This is a genomic window from Mycolicibacterium tusciae (genome assembly GCF_002086795.1).
Taxonomy (GTDB): Bacteria; Actinomycetota; Actinomycetes; order Mycobacteriales; family Mycobacteriaceae; genus Mycobacterium; species Mycobacterium tusciae.
This window is the reverse complement of the sequence record NZ_MVIM01000007.1, coordinates 137,705-154,200: the sequence shown is the minus strand read 5'-3', so window position 1 is coordinate 154,200 and position 16,496 is coordinate 137,705. Positions and strand designations below refer to the sequence as shown.

The following is a 16,496-nucleotide window of genomic DNA, read 5'->3' as shown; positions in this document are numbered from 1 at the left end:
GCAACGCCTTACAGCGGAGTGAGCGCGACCTTCCCGGTACGCTGCTGGCCGCTGCCGTCGATCCACGTGAGATCGATGACGTCACCGGGGTAGTGGCGGTCCAGCACGTACGTCAACGTGGTGGCCGAGTCCAGCGGCGTGCCGTCCAGTGTCGTGAGGATGTCGCCCCCGACCAAGCCGGCCTGGTCGGCGGGGCCGCCGCGCAGAACGTCGGCGACGAGCACACCGGGTCTATCGGTCGGAGCGGTACGCACGCCGACACCGAGCAGCACCGGCGGGCCGATGTGCACCGAGTCGGACGCCGCCCCCGCGCGGATCTGGTTGGCGATGGCCATTGCGTCGTTGATGGGAATGGCGAAGCCCTTTCCGCCCGGGCCCATCCGGAAGTTCACCGACGCCGCCGTCGTGACGCCGACGACCTGGCCGGCTCCGTTCACGACGGGGCCGCCGGAATCCCCGGCGACCACCGGCGCCGCGAACTCGATCAGCCCGGTCAATTCGTCCTTGCTGCCGGTGAGTGCGTCTTCAGCGTTGACCGTGCGGCCGAATCCGGTGACGGTGCCCACTTCCTGGGTCAGCGGTGCGTTGCTGCCCTGCGCGTTGCCGAGGGCGACGACAGGCTCCCCTTCGACCAGCACACCGGAGTCGCCGATCGGTGCGACTGGCAACCCATTGGCACCCAGCAGTTGGAGGACCGCGATGTCGCGACGACGGTCGTAGCCGACGAGTTCGGCGGGAAACGCGCGGCCGGCGACGCCGACGGTGATGCGGTCGGCCCCGCCGACCACATGGAAATTGGTCAGCACCTGACCGTTCGGATCGAGCACGATGCCCGCACCGTTTCCGATCGCGCTCTGGTAGTAGATCTCGGTGTCGATTCGTGCCACCGCCGGCTCGACGACGCGCGCCGCGGCGACCGGATCCCCGGGGGCGGCCCCTGACATAGCCGGGTGCACTGGTGCCACCAGCGCCAAGACCGCGACAAGTGCGGTCAACAGGGTCGCGCAGGAGCGACGCGTACGGATTATGCGCATCAGCACATTCTGCCCGAAAACGAAATCTTTAATCTTCGACCGCGACGCCGCCACGCAGGCGCCTACGGCGACGCCGCGTCGGCTCCGTCTTCTCGGACGTGCCGTTAGCAGGGGATTTGCCATTTGCCTTCCCGGTATCCGACGCGTTCTCGTCGGCTTTGTCAGCTTCGTCTCCCGGCGACTCGGGCGCTGTTGCGGTCGACTCGGGCTCCTCGGCCTCAGCGGTGACCTCAGCAGGCTTGTCTTCGGAGTCCTCTTCGGACGTCTCAGGCGTCTCGTCTGCTGTCGCCTCGTCCGCGGGCTCCGTGTCCTCAGCGTCCTTCTTGCGGCTGCGGCGCTGCTTCGGCGTCTTGGGCTTCAGCGGTTTCGGCGGCGGTGGTGGCAGCTCGGCGACATCGGCCAGGTAGAACGAGAAAATTCCCAGCAGCGCGATCGCGGCGGCGGCACCGTAGATCCCGAACAGCCACTGACCCGCGTCGTCCAGCGAGAGCCAGATCTCGCTGATCGCCGCACCGAGGATCAGCACACCGGCCAGGACGTGCAGCACGATCGACGCCGTCCGCAGCCGCAGGGCCAGCAGCGGCGTGCGGAACTCCGGCCGTCGCGTGCGCAGCAGCGTGAAGACCACCGGCAGCGCGGCCAAGCCGATCAGCACCCCGGTGACGATGCGCATCACGGTGCCGAGCGTGTGCGACGTCGTGCCCATCAGTTCCCACCAGCGTGGCAGGACGAAGGCGAAGAAAAGGGCCGCGGCAACACACGAGAACGAGGCGTGCCACAAGACCGCGACCCAGCGCCGCATACTCCTCCTTGAGGTTGGTTGGCCCGGGGTGCGACCAGGTCGTTTCCTATGTGGTCGCACCCCGGCCAAAGCGCGGAGGATAGGGGATTTGAACCCCTGAGGGCTATTAACCCAACCCGCGTTCCAGGCGAGCGCCATAGGCCACTAGGCGAATCCTCCGCCGGTCATGGTAGCCGACCGCGCTGATGTGCCCGTCGAGTCACATGCGCGCCGGGTATTAGACTCCGTGCTGGACCCCGCGCGGCGTCCATCCTGTGAACTCCCCCAGGGCCGGAAGGCAGCAAGGGTCAATGGGCTCTGGCGGGTGCGCGGGGTCCCCCTCTTTTCCCGGGGTTCACCCGCTCCCAGTGAAAGGCGCCTCGTGTCGTTTCAGTCGCTCGGCCCTGCGGAACTTCGCGCGCAGCACGAGTTGCAAACGCGCAATTACGCCGACCTCAAGGCCAAGGGTCTCAAGTTGGATCTGACCAGGGGTAAGCCTTCGGCCGCCCAGCTCGACCTGTCCAACGGCCTGCTGGACCTTCCCGGTAAGGACGACTTCAAGGACGGCGACGGCACCGACACGCGCAACTACGGCGGCCTGCACGGGCTGCCGGAGCTGCGGGCCATCTTCGGCGAGATCCTCGGGATCGGGGTGCCGAACCTGATCGCCGGCAACAACGCGAGCCTCGAGTTCATGCACGACGTCGTGACGTTCACGATGCTGCACGGCGGCGTCGATTCGCCGCGGCCCTGGAAGGACGAGCCGCACGTCAAATTCCTCTGCCCGGCGCCCGGCTACGACCGGCACTTCGCGATCACCGAGACCCTGGGCATCGAGATGATCACCGTGCCCATGCACGAGGACGGCCCCGACGTCGACCTGATCGAGGAGCTGGTCGCTGTCGACCCGGCCATCAAGGGCATGTGGTGTGTTCCGGTGTACTCGAACCCGACCGGCGTGACCTTTTCGTGGGAGAAGGTGCGGCGGCTGGTTCAAATGCGCACCGCTGCCAACGATTTCCGGCTGATGTGGGACAACGCCTACGCGGTGCACACGTTGACTCACGATTTCGCGCAGAACATCGACGTCCTGGGGCTGGCCGAGGCGGCGGGGAATCCGAACCGGCCGCTGGTCTTCGCGTCGACGTCGAAGATCACGTTCGCCGGTGCCGGGGTGAGCTTCTTCGGGGGCTCGCTGGGCAACATCGCGTGGTATCTGCAGTACGCGGGCAAGAAGTCGATCGGGCCGGACAAGGTGAACCAGCTGCGGCATCTGCGGTTCTTCGGCGACGCCGACGGCGTGCGGCTGCAGATGCGGCGTCATCAGGAGCTGCTGGCGCCCAAGTTCGCCACCGTGCTGGAGATCCTGGCCGACCGGCTCGGCGAGTCCAAGATCGCGTCGTGGACCGAGCCGAAGGGCGGCTACTTCGTGAGCCTGGATGTGCTGCCGGGCACCGCGCGCCGCACCATCGCGCTTGCCAAGGATGCAGGTATCGCGGTCACCGAGGCCGGCGCCACCTTTCCGTACCGAAAAGATCCGGAGGACAAGAACATTCGGATCGCGCCGTCGTTCCCGCCGCTGCCCGAGTTGCGCGAGGCGATGGATGGCCTGGCGACCTGTGCGATGCTCTCGGCCACCGAAGCGTTGCTGAAGGGCTGAGGTGTTCATCCGTCGGACAGCCTCGGTAGCCTGCTGAGCGTGGCGCTCTACCGCAAGTACAGACCCGCAACCTTCGCTGACGTGGTCGGCCAGGAGCACGTCACCGAACCGCTGTCCACGGCGCTGACAGCGGGCCGCATCAACCACGCCTATCTGTTCTCCGGGCCGCGCGGGTGCGGCAAGACGTCGTCGGCGCGAATCCTGGCCCGGTCGTTGAACTGTGAGCAGGGTCCGACGGCCACACCGTGTGGGGTCTGCGCGTCCTGCGTGGCGCTCGCGCCCAACGGGGGCGGCAGCGTCGACGTCACCGAACTGGACGCCGCCAGCCACGGCGGTGTGGACGACACCCGAGAGCTACGCGATCGCGCGTTCTACGCTCCGGCGCAGTCGAGGTACCGCATCTTCATCATCGACGAAGCGCACATGGTCACCACGGCGGGCTTCAACGCGCTGCTGAAGATCGTCGAGGAGCCGCCGGAACATCTGATCTTCGTGTTCGCCACGACCGAGCCGGAGAAGGTGCTGCCGACCATCCGCTCGCGGACCCATCACTACCCGTTCCGGTTGTTGGCGCCGCGGACCATGCGGTCGCTGCTGGAGCGCATCTGCGCGCAGGAGACGGTGACGGTCGATGACGCGGTGTACCCGCTCGTCATCCGTGCCGGCGCCGGATCGCCCCGTGACACGCTCTCGGTGCTCGACCAGCTGCTGGCGGGTGCGGACGGTAACCAGGTCAGTTACCCACGGGCCCTGGCGCTGCTGGGTGCCACTGATGTGGCGCTGATCGACGATGCGATCGATGCGCTCGCGGCCGGTGATGCCGCCGCGTTGTTCGGGGCGGTCGAGGGCGTGATCGACGCCGGCCACGACCCGCGCAGGTTCGCCACCGATCTGCTCGAACGTTTCCGCGATTTGATCGTGCTGCAGGCGGTTCCCGACGCGGTTGCCCGCGGTGTGGTCGACGGGCCCGAGGATGTGCTGGAGCGGATGCGCGATCAGGCGACCCGGGTCGGCACCGCCACGCTGACACGCTACGCGGAGGTGGTGCACGCCGGGCTGGGCGAGATGCGCGGTGCGACGGCGCCCAGGCTGCTGCTCGAGGTCGTGTGCGCGCGGCTGCTGTTGCCGTCGGCCAGCGATACCGAGTCGGCGCTGTTGCAGCGCGTCGAGCGCATCGAGACCCGGCTGGACATGTCGATCCCGGCGGGGGAGCAGCCCGGTGGCGCGCCGAAGTACAGCCGCAAGAGCCAGGCCGCACCGGAATCCGCCGCCGAAGCACCCGGCGACCCCAAACCCGTCGACCCCAAGCCCGCACCTGAGCTGAAGCCGGCGCTCGAGCCGACGGTCGTCGTCGAGCCCAAGCCGATGCCGGAGCCGACCCCCGCGCCGCCCAAGGCGCCCGAGCCGGTTTCCGCTCCGAAACCGGAGCCGGCGTCGCCTCCGCCGGTGCGCCAGCCCGCCGACCCCGTCGTAGCGGCGCCGCCACCCGCGGCCGTCACCGGTGAACCGAACGCCGCTGCGGTGCGCAGCATGTGGACGACGGTGCGCGAGAAGGTCCGTCAGCGCAGCCGCACCACCGAAGTGATGCTGGCCGGCGCGATCGTCCGCTCCGTCGAGGGCGACACCCTGGTGCTCAGCCACGAGTCCGCGCCGCTGGCCAAACGGCTGACCGAACAGCGCAACTCCGATGTCATCCGCGAGGCGCTGAAGGACGCACTGGGTGTCGACTGGAAGATCCGATGCGAGGTAGGCCCGCCCGGTCCGCCGCCCGCCGCCGAGCCGGAGAAGAAGCCTGCCGCCGCGCCTGGGCCGCCGCCACCGAGCGATGTCGACGACGAGGAGAGCATGCTCGCCGAAGCGGGCAACGACACGTCCGACACACCACGGCGCGACCCGGAAGAGGTGGCGCTGGAGCTTCTTCAGAACGAACTCGGCGCCCGCCGCATCGACGGCGGCTAGGCCCTAGGGCGTCCACCACGGGCGCAACGGCAGCCCGCCGTCGTTCCCGCGCGCGTCCAGCTTGACGGCCAGAACCTGGTGCAGCTGAACGACATTCGTCTCGAAGCCCACTCGCGAACCGGCCATGTACAGGCCCCACACCTTCGCGGTGGGGAGTCCGACCTCTTCGACGGCCTCGTCCCAGTGCTCTTCGAGGTTGCGGCACCAATCGCGCAGCGTCAGCGCGTAGTGGTGGCGCAGGTTCTCCTCGTGCACCACCTCGAGGCCGACGTCCTGCGCCTCGGTGATGATGCGGCCCGAACCGGTGAGCTCCCCGTCGGGGAAGACGTAGCGGTCGATGAAACCGCCTGCGTTGGCGCCGGTTCGGTTGTCATGGCGGGTGATGCAATGGTTGAGCAGCAGCGCGCCGACACGCATCTTCGACTGGAGGAACCGGAAGTACGCCGGATAGTTCTGCACGCCGATGTGCTCGGTAAGCCCGATCGACGAAACCGCGTCAAACCCGGATTCCCGGATATCGCGGTAGTCGCCGTGGCGCACCTCGGCGAGATCCGACAGGCCCTGCTCGTCGATCGCGTTCCGTGCCCACTCCGCCTGCTCCTTGGAGAGCGTGACGCCGATCGCTTTGACGCCGTGGCGCGCGGCGTATCGGACCATGCCGCCCCATCCGCAGCCCACGTCGAGCAGTCGATCACCGGGCTGCAGCCGCAGCTTCTCGAACACCAGCCGGTACTTGTACTCCTGTGCCTCTTCCAAAGTGGCGTCGGCATCCGGGTAGCAGGCGCAGGTGTAGGTCATCGACGGACCGAGCACCCACTCGTAGAACTTGTTCGAGACGTCGTAGTGGTGATGAATGGCCTCGGCGTCGCGAGTCTTGCTGTGCCGCAACCCTTCCATGACACGACGCCAGCGCGGCAGCGCTTCCTGGGGCGGCGGGGCGATCGGTTTCAGATGCTCGATGCCGATAGTGCGGACGATGTTGGCAAGCACCCGCGGTGGCGGAAGCCTGAAATCGAGCTTGTCGGCCAGCGCCATGAGCAGGTCGTAGGGATCGGCCGGATGGACGCCGAGCGGTCTGAGGTCACCCGCTACGTATGCGCGCGCGAGCCCGAGCTCACCGGGAGCGGTCGCGAGATACGTGGTGCCGCGCGGAGTCAACAGGTCGAGGCCCAGCGTGGCGTCCTCGGGTCCGGCTGAACTGCCGTCGTAAGCGGTGAATTTCAGCGGAATCTGACCCGCGGCGAAGATCTCCAGGATCTCTGCCAGCGTGAGTCTTCCGGCTGGCGCTTGTGTCGAGTGTTCCTTGAACGTGGTCATCGTCGTTGCACCGCCTTTGCATACAGGTCGAGGAGTCTCGAGTCGGGGTCGTAGGTCTTTTTGACGGTCTTGTAGGTTTCTCCACCATAGAGTTCGTCGAACTCTTCCGGGCTGTAGTACGCATCGGAATACAGCGATTTGTGACCATCCAGCTCGCTGACCTTGCGTTCGATCAATCTATTCGTATGTCCTTCGGTCGGACCCACCGGTACCGACGACCAGAATCCGATGTTGACGTAGGTGCTTTGGGCGCGGATCGGGTACAGCGGCCAGGTGGTGTCGCCGCGGAGCCGCAACGGGCACAACCAGATCGGCTCGATCGGCACGTTGGTCAGGAACCAGTCGACGAACTCCTCTGCGCGGGACAATGGGACCTCGATGTCCTGCACGACGCGTTCCAATGGTGGTCGGCCGTTACGCTTTTCGATCCTGTCGGCGATGTTGAAACGCTGATCGTAGCCGATCAGCTTCCAGTAGACGCTGCTGCGCCGGTAGCGCCGCGGCCAGAACCGGCGGATGAGCGGATCCTGGGCGCCGAATGCCCTTGAGCACCAGAACCAGTCGGTGTCCCAGCGCCACAGGTAGTCGTGGATCGTCAGGCGGTCGTGTTTTTCGCCCTCGGGGTGCTGGATGGACCGGTAGTAGATCTGCTGGCCGGTGTAGTCGCTCACGGGCCCCGGAGTGCCGGTCTGGTATCCGAGCACCAGGTAGCTCTCGTCGGCCGAAAACACGACACCGTCGAGGTAGTCGACGGGCTTGCCGGCCGCGATGTCGGGGTGGCCTCCGGTTTCGACGATGCGGTCCATTGCCGCAAACAGGTCTGTCAACGCGTTGAACCGCAGATGGCGCAGCTCGACGAATGGCTTGACCGGCTCCAGCTCGATCTTGATGCGGACCGAATATCCCAGCGTGCCATAGGAATTCGGGAATGTCCGGAACAGATCCTGATGCTCGGTGGCCGAGGCGGTCACGAGGTCGCCAGTGCCGGTGAGGATGTCCATCTCCAGCACCGATTCGTGCGGCAGGCCGTTGCGGAACGACGTCGACTCGATACCGAGGCCGGTGACCGCCCCGCCGAGCGTGATCGTCTTGAGCTGTGGCACCACGAGGGGCGCCAGCCCGTAGGGCAGCGTTGCCGCCACCAGGTCCTCGTACGTGCACATGCCCGCGACGTCCGCGGTCCGGTTCTCGGGATCGACCGCGATGACACCGCCGAGGCCAGAGACGTCCAGACCCTTGGTCGACGTCTTGGCCCGGGCCCGGAAGAGGTTCGACGTGGGTTTGGCCAGTCGGACCGTCGCGTTCGGGGGAATCACCCGGTAGCTGGCCAGTAGCCGCTCCACCCCTGCGGAGTGAGCAGAACGCGCGTCGGTATCCACCACTGACACAGATATACGCTAGTCCGCGGTCGCAGGTGATGCGACCGCACCGACTGTGATCACCCCTACCTAGGAGTTGCACCGATGGGACAGGTCAGCGCGTCCAGCACCGTCGAGATCGCCGCCGCGCCGGAGACCGTACTGGCGGCCGTTGCCGACTATGCGACCGTGCGCCCGAAGATTCTCTCGCCGCACTACAGCGAATACCGGGTGCTCGAGGGCGGGCAGGGCGCGGGCACCGTGGCGTCGTGGAAGCTGCAGGCCACGAAATCACGGGTGCGTGACGTGAAGGCCAGCATCGACGTCGCAGGTCACACGGTGATCGAGAAAGACGCCAACTCGACGATGATCACGAATTGGACGGTCTCCCCGGCAGGGGAAGGCTCGTCGGTGACCGTCAAGACCTCGTGGAAGGGCGCCGGTGGCATCGGCGGCTTCTTCGAGAAGACGTTCGCCCCGCTGGGGCTGCGCAAAATCCAGGCTGAGGTGCTGGAGAACCTCAAGAAGCAGGTGGAGGGCTCGAAAGCTTAGGAAGAGCCGAGGAAGCCGGCGATCCCGCGCACCACGGCGTCGGCGTACTTCTGCCGACCCTCGGGTGTCTTCATCAGCGCCGAATCGGCCGGGTTCTTCATGTTGCCGAGCTCGACCAGGACCGACGGGAACTGCGCAAGGTTGAGCCCCGCGATGTCCGACCGCGGATTCAAGCCCCCGGTCCCGATGTAGGTGGACGGCACCAGGCCCGATGCCTGCAACTGGTCCTTCATGATCGTGGCCAGTCGCACCGAAGGCCCGGCCTGCACGTCGTTGAGCGGTGGGGACGAGTACAGGACGTGGAAGCCGCGACCGCTGGCCGGCCCGCCGTCGGCGTGGATGCTGATGACCGCGTCGGGGCGCATGGAGTTGGCCATTGCCGCGCGTTCGTCGACGCAGGGACCCGCGCTGGCGTCGTCGCCGCGTGACATCGCGGTGCGCACGCCGAGCGCGGTCAGTGCCTGGCGGATGCGCAGTGTGGTCTCCCACGCGAAGGCATGCTCGGCATAGCCGTCGTCGGTGGATGTACCGCTGGCCTGGCAATCCTTGGTGCCACCTCGGCCGGTCGGTACCTGGCGGCTGATGGACGAGTCGTTGACGGCGTTGTGACCGGGGTCGAGGAAGACGATCTTGCCGGCGATGTTGGCCGGCGCGGCGGATGCGGGGCTGACAAGCGTCGATGCGGCGATGAGGAGTCCGGTCGCCACCGCGGCGCAGGAGCGCAAAGTTCTGGTGGCACCGACACGCAGGCGGGGATGCACGGGCGCCACCGTAGCGCTGTCCCCGACTAGGCTGAAACCCCAACGCGACGACGCAACCGAGTCGAGACCAATACGCAAGGGGATCGTCATGCAACCCGGCAGTGGTGGCCAGCCCGATATGTCCGCTCTTCTGGCTCAGGCGCAGCAGGTGCAGCAGCAGTTGATGGAGGCGCAGGCGGCGCTGGCCGCGGCCGAGGTCAACGGTCAAGCGGGTGGCGGCCTGGTGCAGGTCACCATGAAGGGCAGTGGCGAGGTGATCGCGGTCCGGATCGACCCCAAGGTCGTGGACCCGCAGGACATCGAGACGCTGCAGGACCTCGTCGTCGGCGCGATCGCCGATGCGTCCAAACAGGTCACCATCCTGGCGCACGACCGTCTCGGTCCGCTCGCCGGCGGAATGGGCGACATGGGCCTGCCAGGACTCTGACTTGTTCGAGGGACCGGTCCAGGATCTGATCGACGAGCTCGGCAAGCTGCCGGGCATCGGGCCGAAGAGCGCGCAGCGGATCGCATTCCACCTGCTGTCCGTCGAGCCGCCGCAGATCGACCGGATGACCGCGGTCTTGAACCGTATCCGCGACGGGGTCACGTTCTGCGCGGTGTGCGGCAATGTGTCCGACGACGAGCGATGCCGGATATGTTCTGACTCGCGACGTGATGGCTCAATAGTGTGCGTCGTCGAGGAACCCAAGGATGTGCAGGCCGTCGAGCGCACCCGCGAGTTCCGCGGCCGCTATCACGTGCTCGGCGGTGCGCTTGACCCGTTGTCCGGAATCGGGCCGGAACAGCTGCGAATTCGCGAGCTGCTGAACAGGATTGGCGAACGCGTCGACGGCGTGGACATCACCGAGGTGATCATCGCGACGGATCCGAACACCGAAGGCGAGGCCACGGCGACGTATCTCGTCCGGATGTTGCGCGACATCCCGGATCTCACGGTGACGCGCATCGCCTCCGGGCTCCCCATGGGTGGTGACCTGGAGTTCGCGGATGAGCTGACGCTGGGCCGCGCGCTCGCGGGTCGCCGCGCAATGGCCTGAGTTCGCTTTCGAGGGCATCGCTTTCAACAAAATGCAGAGCTTGTCTCGCACTTTCGCTGCAAATCGTTGAAAGCGATGAGGTGTCGGTGGCTCGCGGCAGTATGCGGTCATGGCTGAGGTCTTCATTGGTAGTGAGGCGATGGCGGCAGGGCGGGTCACTCGTTACGAGTTGAGCCGTTGGTATCGAGCGGTTCATCACGGCGTCTACGCATCGAAGGATGCCGAGCTGTCGTTGCGGGACCGTGCGATTGCAGCGTGGCTGGCGTCACGTCGCAAGGGTGTGATCGCGGGAGTGGCCGCCTCGGCTCTACACGGTGCGCCGTATGTAGATCCGAATCATCCCATCGAGCTTGCTGGCATCAGGATTCGTGCACAGCGGGGAATGGTGCCGAGGGCGGAGCAGTTGGCCGACAACGAGATCACACGTGTCGCCGGTTTACCTGTGACAACCCGGGTGCGCACCGCATTCGATCTCGGTCGGCATCTGGAACGTGGCGACGCACTCGCGCGGCTTGATGCGTTGATGTGGAACCAGCGCTTTCAGATCAATGACGTGCTGGCGCTGAGTGAAAGGTACCCGCGCAGCCGTGGGACGCGGCAGCTCCGAGAGTTGCTCCCGCTCGTCGACGGCGGCGCGGCCTCGCCGCGGGAGTCGCAGGTCCGATTGTTGTTGTTGGACGCGGGCTTTCCTCGGCCCGAAACGCAAATACCCGTCGTGCGTGGCGTCACTCCGGTGGCGTGGCTCGACATGGGCTGGCGCGAATACCACGTGGCGGTCGAGTACGACGGCGATCATCACCGGAAGGACCGCCGCCAGTACGTGAAAGACATCGGGAGGCTGCGCATGCTCGAGGCTCTCGGCTGGATCGTGATCCGGGTGATCGCCGAGGACAAGCCGCAGGATGTGATCAGACGGGTCGAGGCGGCGCTCGCCGCGCGCGGCTGCTTCGTGGACACCAACGGCGTCGCCGCCTAGACCCGGCGCGGGGCCGCCAGTCGCTCCTTACGCAACTGCGCGATCTCGCCGATCTCCAGCGGCGGCAGCTCGCCGCCCACGCGCGACAGCAGATGGTCCGCGAGCTGAGGATTGCGGGCCAGGCACGGCCCGTGCAGATAGGTCGCGACGACGCTGCCCTGCACCGCGCCGTCGATGCCATCGCCGGCACGGTTGCCCGCCCCGCTGACCACCCGAGCCAACGGGCGCGCTGCGGATCCTAAAACCGTTCCGCCGCGGTGATTCTCGAACCCCGTCAACCGCTCCGTCAGTTCGGGCAGCAGGGGCTGCGACACCACCTCGCCGATCGTCCGGCTGTCCTGCGGCGACGTCGTGACGTCGAGCATCCCCACCCCGTCGACGCGCTCACCCGACGACGTCTCATACCAGTGGCCAAGCACCTGGATCGCCGCGCAGATCGCCAGCACCGGTGCGCCTCGCTCCGCGGCCTGCTGCAAACCGGGGTAACGGATCAAGTGCTTAGTAGCCAGCCGCTGCGCGTAATCCTCTGCTCCGCCGAGGGTGTACAGATCCAGCTCGGCAGGCACCGGGTCCGCGAGGGTGATCTCGACGATCTCCGCATCGAAGCCCCGTAAGCGCAGGCGTTGGCGCAACACCACCGAATTGCCGCCGTCACCATACGTTCCCATCACATCGGGCAGCACCAACCCGATCCGCACCGTCGACTCACGCACGGCCGGCCCTCCCGAACGTCCGGTTCAGCGCCAGGAACGCGGTGTAGTTGGCGACCACCTCGACATGTCCCGGTGGGCACGACGTGATCGCCTCAACAGCGTTGTGCACCAACGTGTGTTCGACGCCCGCATAGCCAAGTCGCACCGCCAGATCGGTACCGCGCTCTCCTGCGGCCACCACCGGATGGTTCACGAAATGCTCGAAGTTGACGTCCCACAGCCACGACAGGTCCTCCCCGTCGGGCACCTGACCGTTCACCGAGATCACGACTGAGCCGGCGTCGGTGTCGACCATCGACAACGCCTCCTGCCAGCCCGCGGGGTTCTTCGCCAGCAGCATGCGCACTGAATGCTGACCCAGCTGCACCGTGCTGTACCGCCCGGCGACCTCGTCGACACACGAGACCGCCGCGACGGCGGCCTCTGGATCCGCGCCCACCGTCACCGCGGCGGCGACCGCCTGAGTGGCGTTGCCGCGGTTGATGTTTCCTGGGAGTGCCAGCTGCATCGGCAACGACAAGCCGTCGGGTCCGTAGATGTGCGTGTTGTCGTACCACCACTGCGGGGACGGCCGCTTGAAATCAGTCCCCGTTGAATACCAGTGTGCGCCGTCGCGCACGATGATCTCGCCCGAGCGTGGGCAGCTCACCGAATCGTTGGCCCACCCACCGCCTGCGGCCACCCACACCACATTCGGGCTGTCGTATGCGGCCGACGTCATCAACACGTCGTCGCAATTCGCAACGACGACCGTCGACGGATGACGCGCCAGACCGGCCCGCAATGTGCGTTCGATGTGATTGATCTCACCGACGCGATCGAGCTGATCTCGCGACAGATTCAGCAGCACGATCACCGCGGGATCAAGCGCGTCGGCCACATGCGGGACGTGCATCTCGTCGACTTCGAGTGCGGCCAGCGACGCGTCCCGCGTGCCCGCGAGTGCTGCGACCAGGCCGGCGTCCATGTTCGCGCCCTCGGCGTTGGTCGCGACGGGCCCCAGCGTTCCCAGCGCAGCTGCGGTCATTCGCGTGGTCGTGGACTTGCCATTGGTGCCGGTGACGATCGTGGTGCGACGGCCCTCGCCGAGCTGGCGCAGGATTGATCTGTCCAGCGTCATCGCGACCAGGCCGCCGATCATCGCCCCTGCACCGCGGCCGGTGACGCGCGACGCCCAGCGCGCGCCGGCGCCCGCCGTCAGCGCTGCACGTCCGCGAATCGTGACCATCCCCGGCAGTCTAAGAGCCGACACGCTGAGCGAGCGGTGTGCGTGCCTAGAAGGGATTGTCACCCGTCCGTGCCATCCTCGAATTTGTGAGTCAGTGCTGGGGCCGCCCCGCGACCGACGATGGCGCGGGCTGGGCCGTCGTCGACGTGGAGACCTCGGGTTTCCATCCGGGACACGCTCGGGTCATCAGCATCGCGGCGCTGGCTCTCGGTGACGACGGCAACGTCGAACAGAGCCTCTACACGCTTCTCAATCCGAGGGTCGATCCCGGCCCGACCCATGTCCACGGCTTGACCGCCGAGATGCTCGAAGGCCAGCCGTGCTTCGGCGACATCGTCGGCGATCTGATCGAGCTGCTGCGTGGCCGCACCCTGGTGGCGCACAACGTGGGGTTCGACTACTCGTTCCTGACCGCCGAGGCCGAGATGGTCGACGCGGTACTGCCCATCGACACCGCGATGTGCACCGTCGAACTCACCCGTCGCCTCGAGTTGGGCACCGAGAACCTGCGGCTGGAAACCCTTGCCGCACACTGGGGTATCACGCAGCTGAAACCCCACGATGCGCTCGACGACGCGATGGTGCTCGCGCAGATCCTCAAGCCGGTCCTGGTGCGTGCGCGGGAACGCAAGGTGTGGCTGCCCGTTCGCCCGCTGTCGCGGCGCGAGTGGCCCAACGGCCAGGTGACACACGAGGAGCTGCGGCCGCTGAAGATGATGGCCGCACGGCTGCCATGCCCGTACGTCAATCCCGGCCGGTTCGTCGAGGGCAGGCCGCTGGTTCAGGGGATGCGGGTTGCACTGGCGGCCGAGGTCGAGCGCACCCATGAGGAGCTCGTCGAGCGGATTGTGCATGCCGGGCTGTCCTATACGGACAACGTCGACTCCGAGACCTCCCTCATCATCTGCAACGAGACCCGACCCGAGCAGGGCAAGGGCTTCCAGGCCCGTGAGCTGGGCGTTCCGTTCATCCCAGACACCGATTTCATGAACCGGCTCGACGCGGTGGTCGGCGGCAGCACCGTCGAGGAATTCACCGACGTCACGCTGGCCGGCGACCAGTTCGCGCTCTTCTAGATCGCCCCGACTAGAGCGCCCGGCACGAAGAGCTCAGCGAGTCGCGCGGTTGACCGCCGACACCACTGCGCGCAGCGACGCGGTCGTGATGGACGTCGCGATGCCGACACCCCACACGGTCTTGCCGCCGATCGAAGCCTCAACGTATGCCGCGGCCTGGGCTTCCTCACCCGCCGAGAGAGCGTGCTCGGAATAGTCCAGTACGGATACGTCGAAACCGATGGCGCCCAACGCATCCACGAACGCGGCGAGCGGACCGTTGCCCGCGCCGACGATCTCGCGTTCCACACCGTCGACCTTCACCACCGCCTCGATGGTGTCGGTGCCACCGTCGAGCTCGGAGGCGATGACCTTCTGCCGGATGCGTTCGAGCGGGTTGCGCGGGCTCAGGTATTCCTCGGCGAAGACGTCCCACATCTCCTTCGGCGAGACCTCGCCGCCCTCGCCGTCGGTGATCTTCTGAATCGCCTGGGAGAACTCGATCTGCAGTCGCCGGGGCAGGGCCAGACCGTGGTCGGCCTTCATGATGTAGGCCACGCCGCCCTTGCCGGACTGCGAATTCACCCGGATCACAGCCTCATAGGTGCGGCCGACATCGCGCGGATCGATCGGCAGATAGGGAACCTGCCACAGGATGTCATCGACATCGGCGTCCTGCTCGTCGGCCGCCACCTTCATGGCATCCAGACCCTTGTTGATCGCGTCCTGATGGCTGCCGGAGAAGGCGGTGTACACGAGATCGCCGCCATAGGGGTGGCGCTCGTGCACCGGCAGCTGGTTGCAGTACTCGACCGTGCGGCGGATCTCGTCGATGTTCGAGAAGTCGATCTGCGGGTCGATGCCACGGGAGAACAGGTTCAGGCCCAGCGTGACGAGGCAGACGTTGCCGGTGCGCTCACCGTTGCCGAACAGGCAACCCTCGATCCGGTCGGCGCCGGCTTGGTACCCCAATTCGGCTGCGGCGACGGCGGTTCCGCGGTCGTTGTGCGGGTGGAGGCTCAGGATGATGGAGTCGCGCGGGGACAGGTGCCTGTTCATCCACTCGATCGAGTCGGCGTACACGTTCGGGGTGGCCATCTCGACGGTCGCGGGCAGGTTCACGATCAGCGGCACGTCGGGGGTGGGCTTGATGATGTCGGCGACGGCGTTGCACACGTCGACGGCGTACTCCAGCTCGGTACCGGTGTAGGACTCCGGGCTGTACTCGTAACGCCAGAGAGTGCCGGGGTACTTCTTGGCCTCCTCGACGCACAGTCGTGGGCCGTCGGTCGCGATCGACTTGACCGCTTCCCGGTCGGCGCGGAACACGACGCGTCGCTGCAGGATCGACGTCGAGTTGTAGAAGTGCACGATCGCCCTGGGCGCACCCTCGCACGCCTCGAAGGTCCGCGTGATCAGCTCCGGCCGGCACTGGGTGAGGACCTGGATGGTGACGTCGTCCGGGATCGCCCCCTCAGCGATGATCTCGCGGACGAAGTCGAAGTCGGTCTGACTGGCCGACGGGAATCCGACCTCGATCTCCTTGTAGCCCATCCGCACCAGCAGGTCGAACATGCGGCGCTTGCGCTGCGGGCTCATCGGATCGATCAGGGCCTGGTTGCCGTCCCGCAGGTCGACGGCACACCACATCGGTGCGCGGTCGACGATCTTGTCGGGCCAGGTGCGATCGAACGGAACCGACGCTGTACCCCCGGTCGGGACTCCGCCGGGCACTTCTTCAGCGAAGGGGCGGTACCGGCCGACGGGCATCGACGAGCCACGCTGGGTGTTCCAGGCGGGCTGGCCGGGGTTCGGTGGGCCCGACGGCGTGGTCAGGGCACGTACGGACGCGAAGGCGTCAGGAGAATCTGGTGCGGGTCTTGAGAAAGTGGTCACGATATGGCTCCGGGTTGTCGATGGACTCACGACCGGCGCATCGCGAACACCCGCGACGGGAAGCCGGTCTGATCAGACCCCGTCGCGGCTGCCGAGAAGGAGCACCCGCTGCACGTTGGTCACCATACTCCCCACCCAGCCACGCCACAAAATGCAGGTCGCCGGC

Annotated in this window: 15 protein-coding genes, 1 tRNA gene and 1 other RNA gene; 8 read left to right on the top strand and 9 right to left on the bottom strand. The window is 66.8% G+C overall.

Annotated features, from left to right (window positions below):
- Positions 1-8 precede the first annotated feature (8 nt).
- The 3 genes from BST47_RS15100 to BST47_RS15090 form a co-directional block, all read right to left on the bottom strand.
- A complete protein-coding gene (locus BST47_RS15100; RefSeq protein WP_083126529.1) occupies positions 9-1,034 on the bottom strand; it encodes a S1C family serine protease in 1,026 nt (341 codons plus the stop codon).
- Between the two features lie 28 nt (positions 1,035-1,062).
- Positions 1,063-1,836, bottom strand: a complete 774-nt coding sequence (lucA, locus tag BST47_RS15095) for a lipid uptake coordinator LucA (protein WP_083126332.1) — start codon at positions 1,834-1,836, stop codon at positions 1,063-1,065.
- Between the two features lie 73 nt (positions 1,837-1,909).
- A tRNA-Ser gene (locus tag BST47_RS15090) sits at positions 1,910-1,995 on the bottom strand.
- A 68-nt stretch (positions 1,996-2,063) separates the two neighbouring features.
- Between BST47_RS15090 and ffs the strand changes: the two genes are divergently transcribed.
- From ffs to BST47_RS15075, 3 genes are all read left to right on the top strand, one after another.
- Positions 2,064-2,160, top strand: an RNA gene (ffs, locus tag BST47_RS15085) — signal recognition particle sRNA small type.
- 37 nt (positions 2,161-2,197) lie between these two features.
- Positions 2,198-3,475, top strand: a complete 1,278-nt coding sequence (locus tag BST47_RS15080) for an aspartate aminotransferase type Ic (protein ID WP_083126331.1) — start codon at positions 2,198-2,200, stop codon at positions 3,473-3,475.
- Positions 3,476-3,514: 39 nt separating this feature from the next.
- Positions 3,515-5,434 (top strand): DNA polymerase III subunits gamma/tau, encoded by a 1,920-nt coding sequence (locus tag BST47_RS15075; RefSeq protein WP_083126330.1) that lies wholly within the window; start codon positions 3,515-3,517, stop codon positions 5,432-5,434.
- Positions 5,435-5,437: 3 nt separating this feature from the next.
- Here BST47_RS15075 and BST47_RS15070 read toward each other — a convergent pair whose 3' ends face one another.
- Positions 5,438-6,751 (bottom strand): class I SAM-dependent methyltransferase, encoded by a 1,314-nt coding sequence (locus BST47_RS15070; RefSeq protein WP_083126329.1) that lies wholly within the window; start codon positions 6,749-6,751, stop codon positions 5,438-5,440.
- Entirely contained in the window at positions 6,748-8,139 is a 1,392-nt protein-coding gene (locus tag BST47_RS15065) for an FAD-binding oxidoreductase (RefSeq protein ID WP_083126328.1), read from the bottom strand. The genes BST47_RS15070 and BST47_RS15065 overlap by 4 nt, the downstream gene beginning before the upstream one ends.
- A 75-nt stretch (positions 8,140-8,214) precedes the next feature.
- Here BST47_RS15065 and BST47_RS15060 point away from each other — a divergent pair, with 75 nt between their 5' ends.
- Positions 8,215-8,661 carry an SRPBCC family protein gene (locus tag BST47_RS15060; protein WP_083126327.1) on the top strand — a complete coding sequence of 149 codons (447 nt, stop codon included), beginning with the start codon at positions 8,215-8,217 and terminating at the stop codon, positions 8,659-8,661.
- Here BST47_RS15060 and BST47_RS15055 read toward each other — a convergent pair.
- Positions 8,658-9,422 carry an Rv3717 family N-acetylmuramoyl-L-alanine amidase gene (locus BST47_RS15055; protein WP_207568615.1) on the bottom strand — a complete coding sequence of 255 codons (765 nt, stop codon included), beginning with the start codon at positions 9,420-9,422 and terminating at the stop codon, positions 8,658-8,660. The two genes, BST47_RS15060 and BST47_RS15055, sit on opposite strands and share 4 nt — an antisense overlap.
- A gap of 88 nt (positions 9,423-9,510) precedes the next feature.
- On the opposite strand from BST47_RS15055, the gene BST47_RS15050 reads away from it, so the two are divergent.
- The 3 genes from BST47_RS15050 to BST47_RS15040 all read left to right on the top strand — a co-directional run bounded on the left by BST47_RS15050 (position 9,511) and on the right by BST47_RS15040 (position 11,438).
- The gene (locus BST47_RS15050) at positions 9,511-9,849 is read left to right on the top strand and encodes a YbaB/EbfC family nucleoid-associated protein (RefSeq protein WP_083126326.1); all 339 of its coding nucleotides are present in this window, start codon (positions 9,511-9,513) and stop codon (positions 9,847-9,849) included.
- A gap of 1 nt (position 9,850) precedes the next feature.
- On the top strand, positions 9,851-10,462 hold the full coding sequence (recR, locus tag BST47_RS15045) for a recombination mediator RecR (protein WP_083126325.1): 612 nt from the start codon (positions 9,851-9,853) through the stop codon (positions 10,460-10,462).
- Between the two features lie 109 nt (positions 10,463-10,571).
- Positions 10,572-11,438, top strand: a complete 867-nt coding sequence (locus BST47_RS15040; RefSeq protein ID WP_083126324.1) for a type IV toxin-antitoxin system AbiEi family antitoxin — start codon at positions 10,572-10,574, stop codon at positions 11,436-11,438.
- Here BST47_RS15040 and BST47_RS15035 read toward each other — a convergent pair.
- Positions 11,435-12,151 carry a type 1 glutamine amidotransferase gene (locus BST47_RS15035; RefSeq protein ID WP_083126323.1) on the bottom strand — a complete coding sequence of 239 codons (717 nt, stop codon included), beginning with the start codon at positions 12,149-12,151 and terminating at the stop codon, positions 11,435-11,437. The genes BST47_RS15040 and BST47_RS15035 overlap by 4 nt on opposite strands.
- A complete protein-coding gene (locus BST47_RS15030) occupies positions 12,144-13,379 on the bottom strand; it encodes a Mur ligase family protein (RefSeq protein WP_083126322.1) in 1,236 nt (411 codons plus the stop codon). Before BST47_RS15030 ends, BST47_RS15035 begins: the two co-directional genes overlap by 8 nt.
- Positions 13,380-13,465: 86 nt before the next feature.
- Here BST47_RS15030 and BST47_RS15025 point away from each other — a divergent pair, with 86 nt between their 5' ends.
- Positions 13,466-14,455 carry a DEDDh family exonuclease gene (locus BST47_RS15025; RefSeq protein WP_083126321.1) on the top strand — a complete coding sequence of 330 codons (990 nt, stop codon included), beginning with the start codon at positions 13,466-13,468 and terminating at the stop codon, positions 14,453-14,455.
- Positions 14,456-14,488: 33 nt separating this feature from the next.
- On the opposite strand, the gene leuA is transcribed toward BST47_RS15025, so the two are convergent.
- Positions 14,489-16,330, bottom strand: coding sequence for a 2-isopropylmalate synthase (leuA, locus tag BST47_RS15020; RefSeq protein ID WP_083126320.1), 1,842 nt, complete (start codon positions 16,328-16,330; stop codon positions 14,489-14,491).
- Positions 16,331-16,496 lie beyond the last annotated feature (166 nt).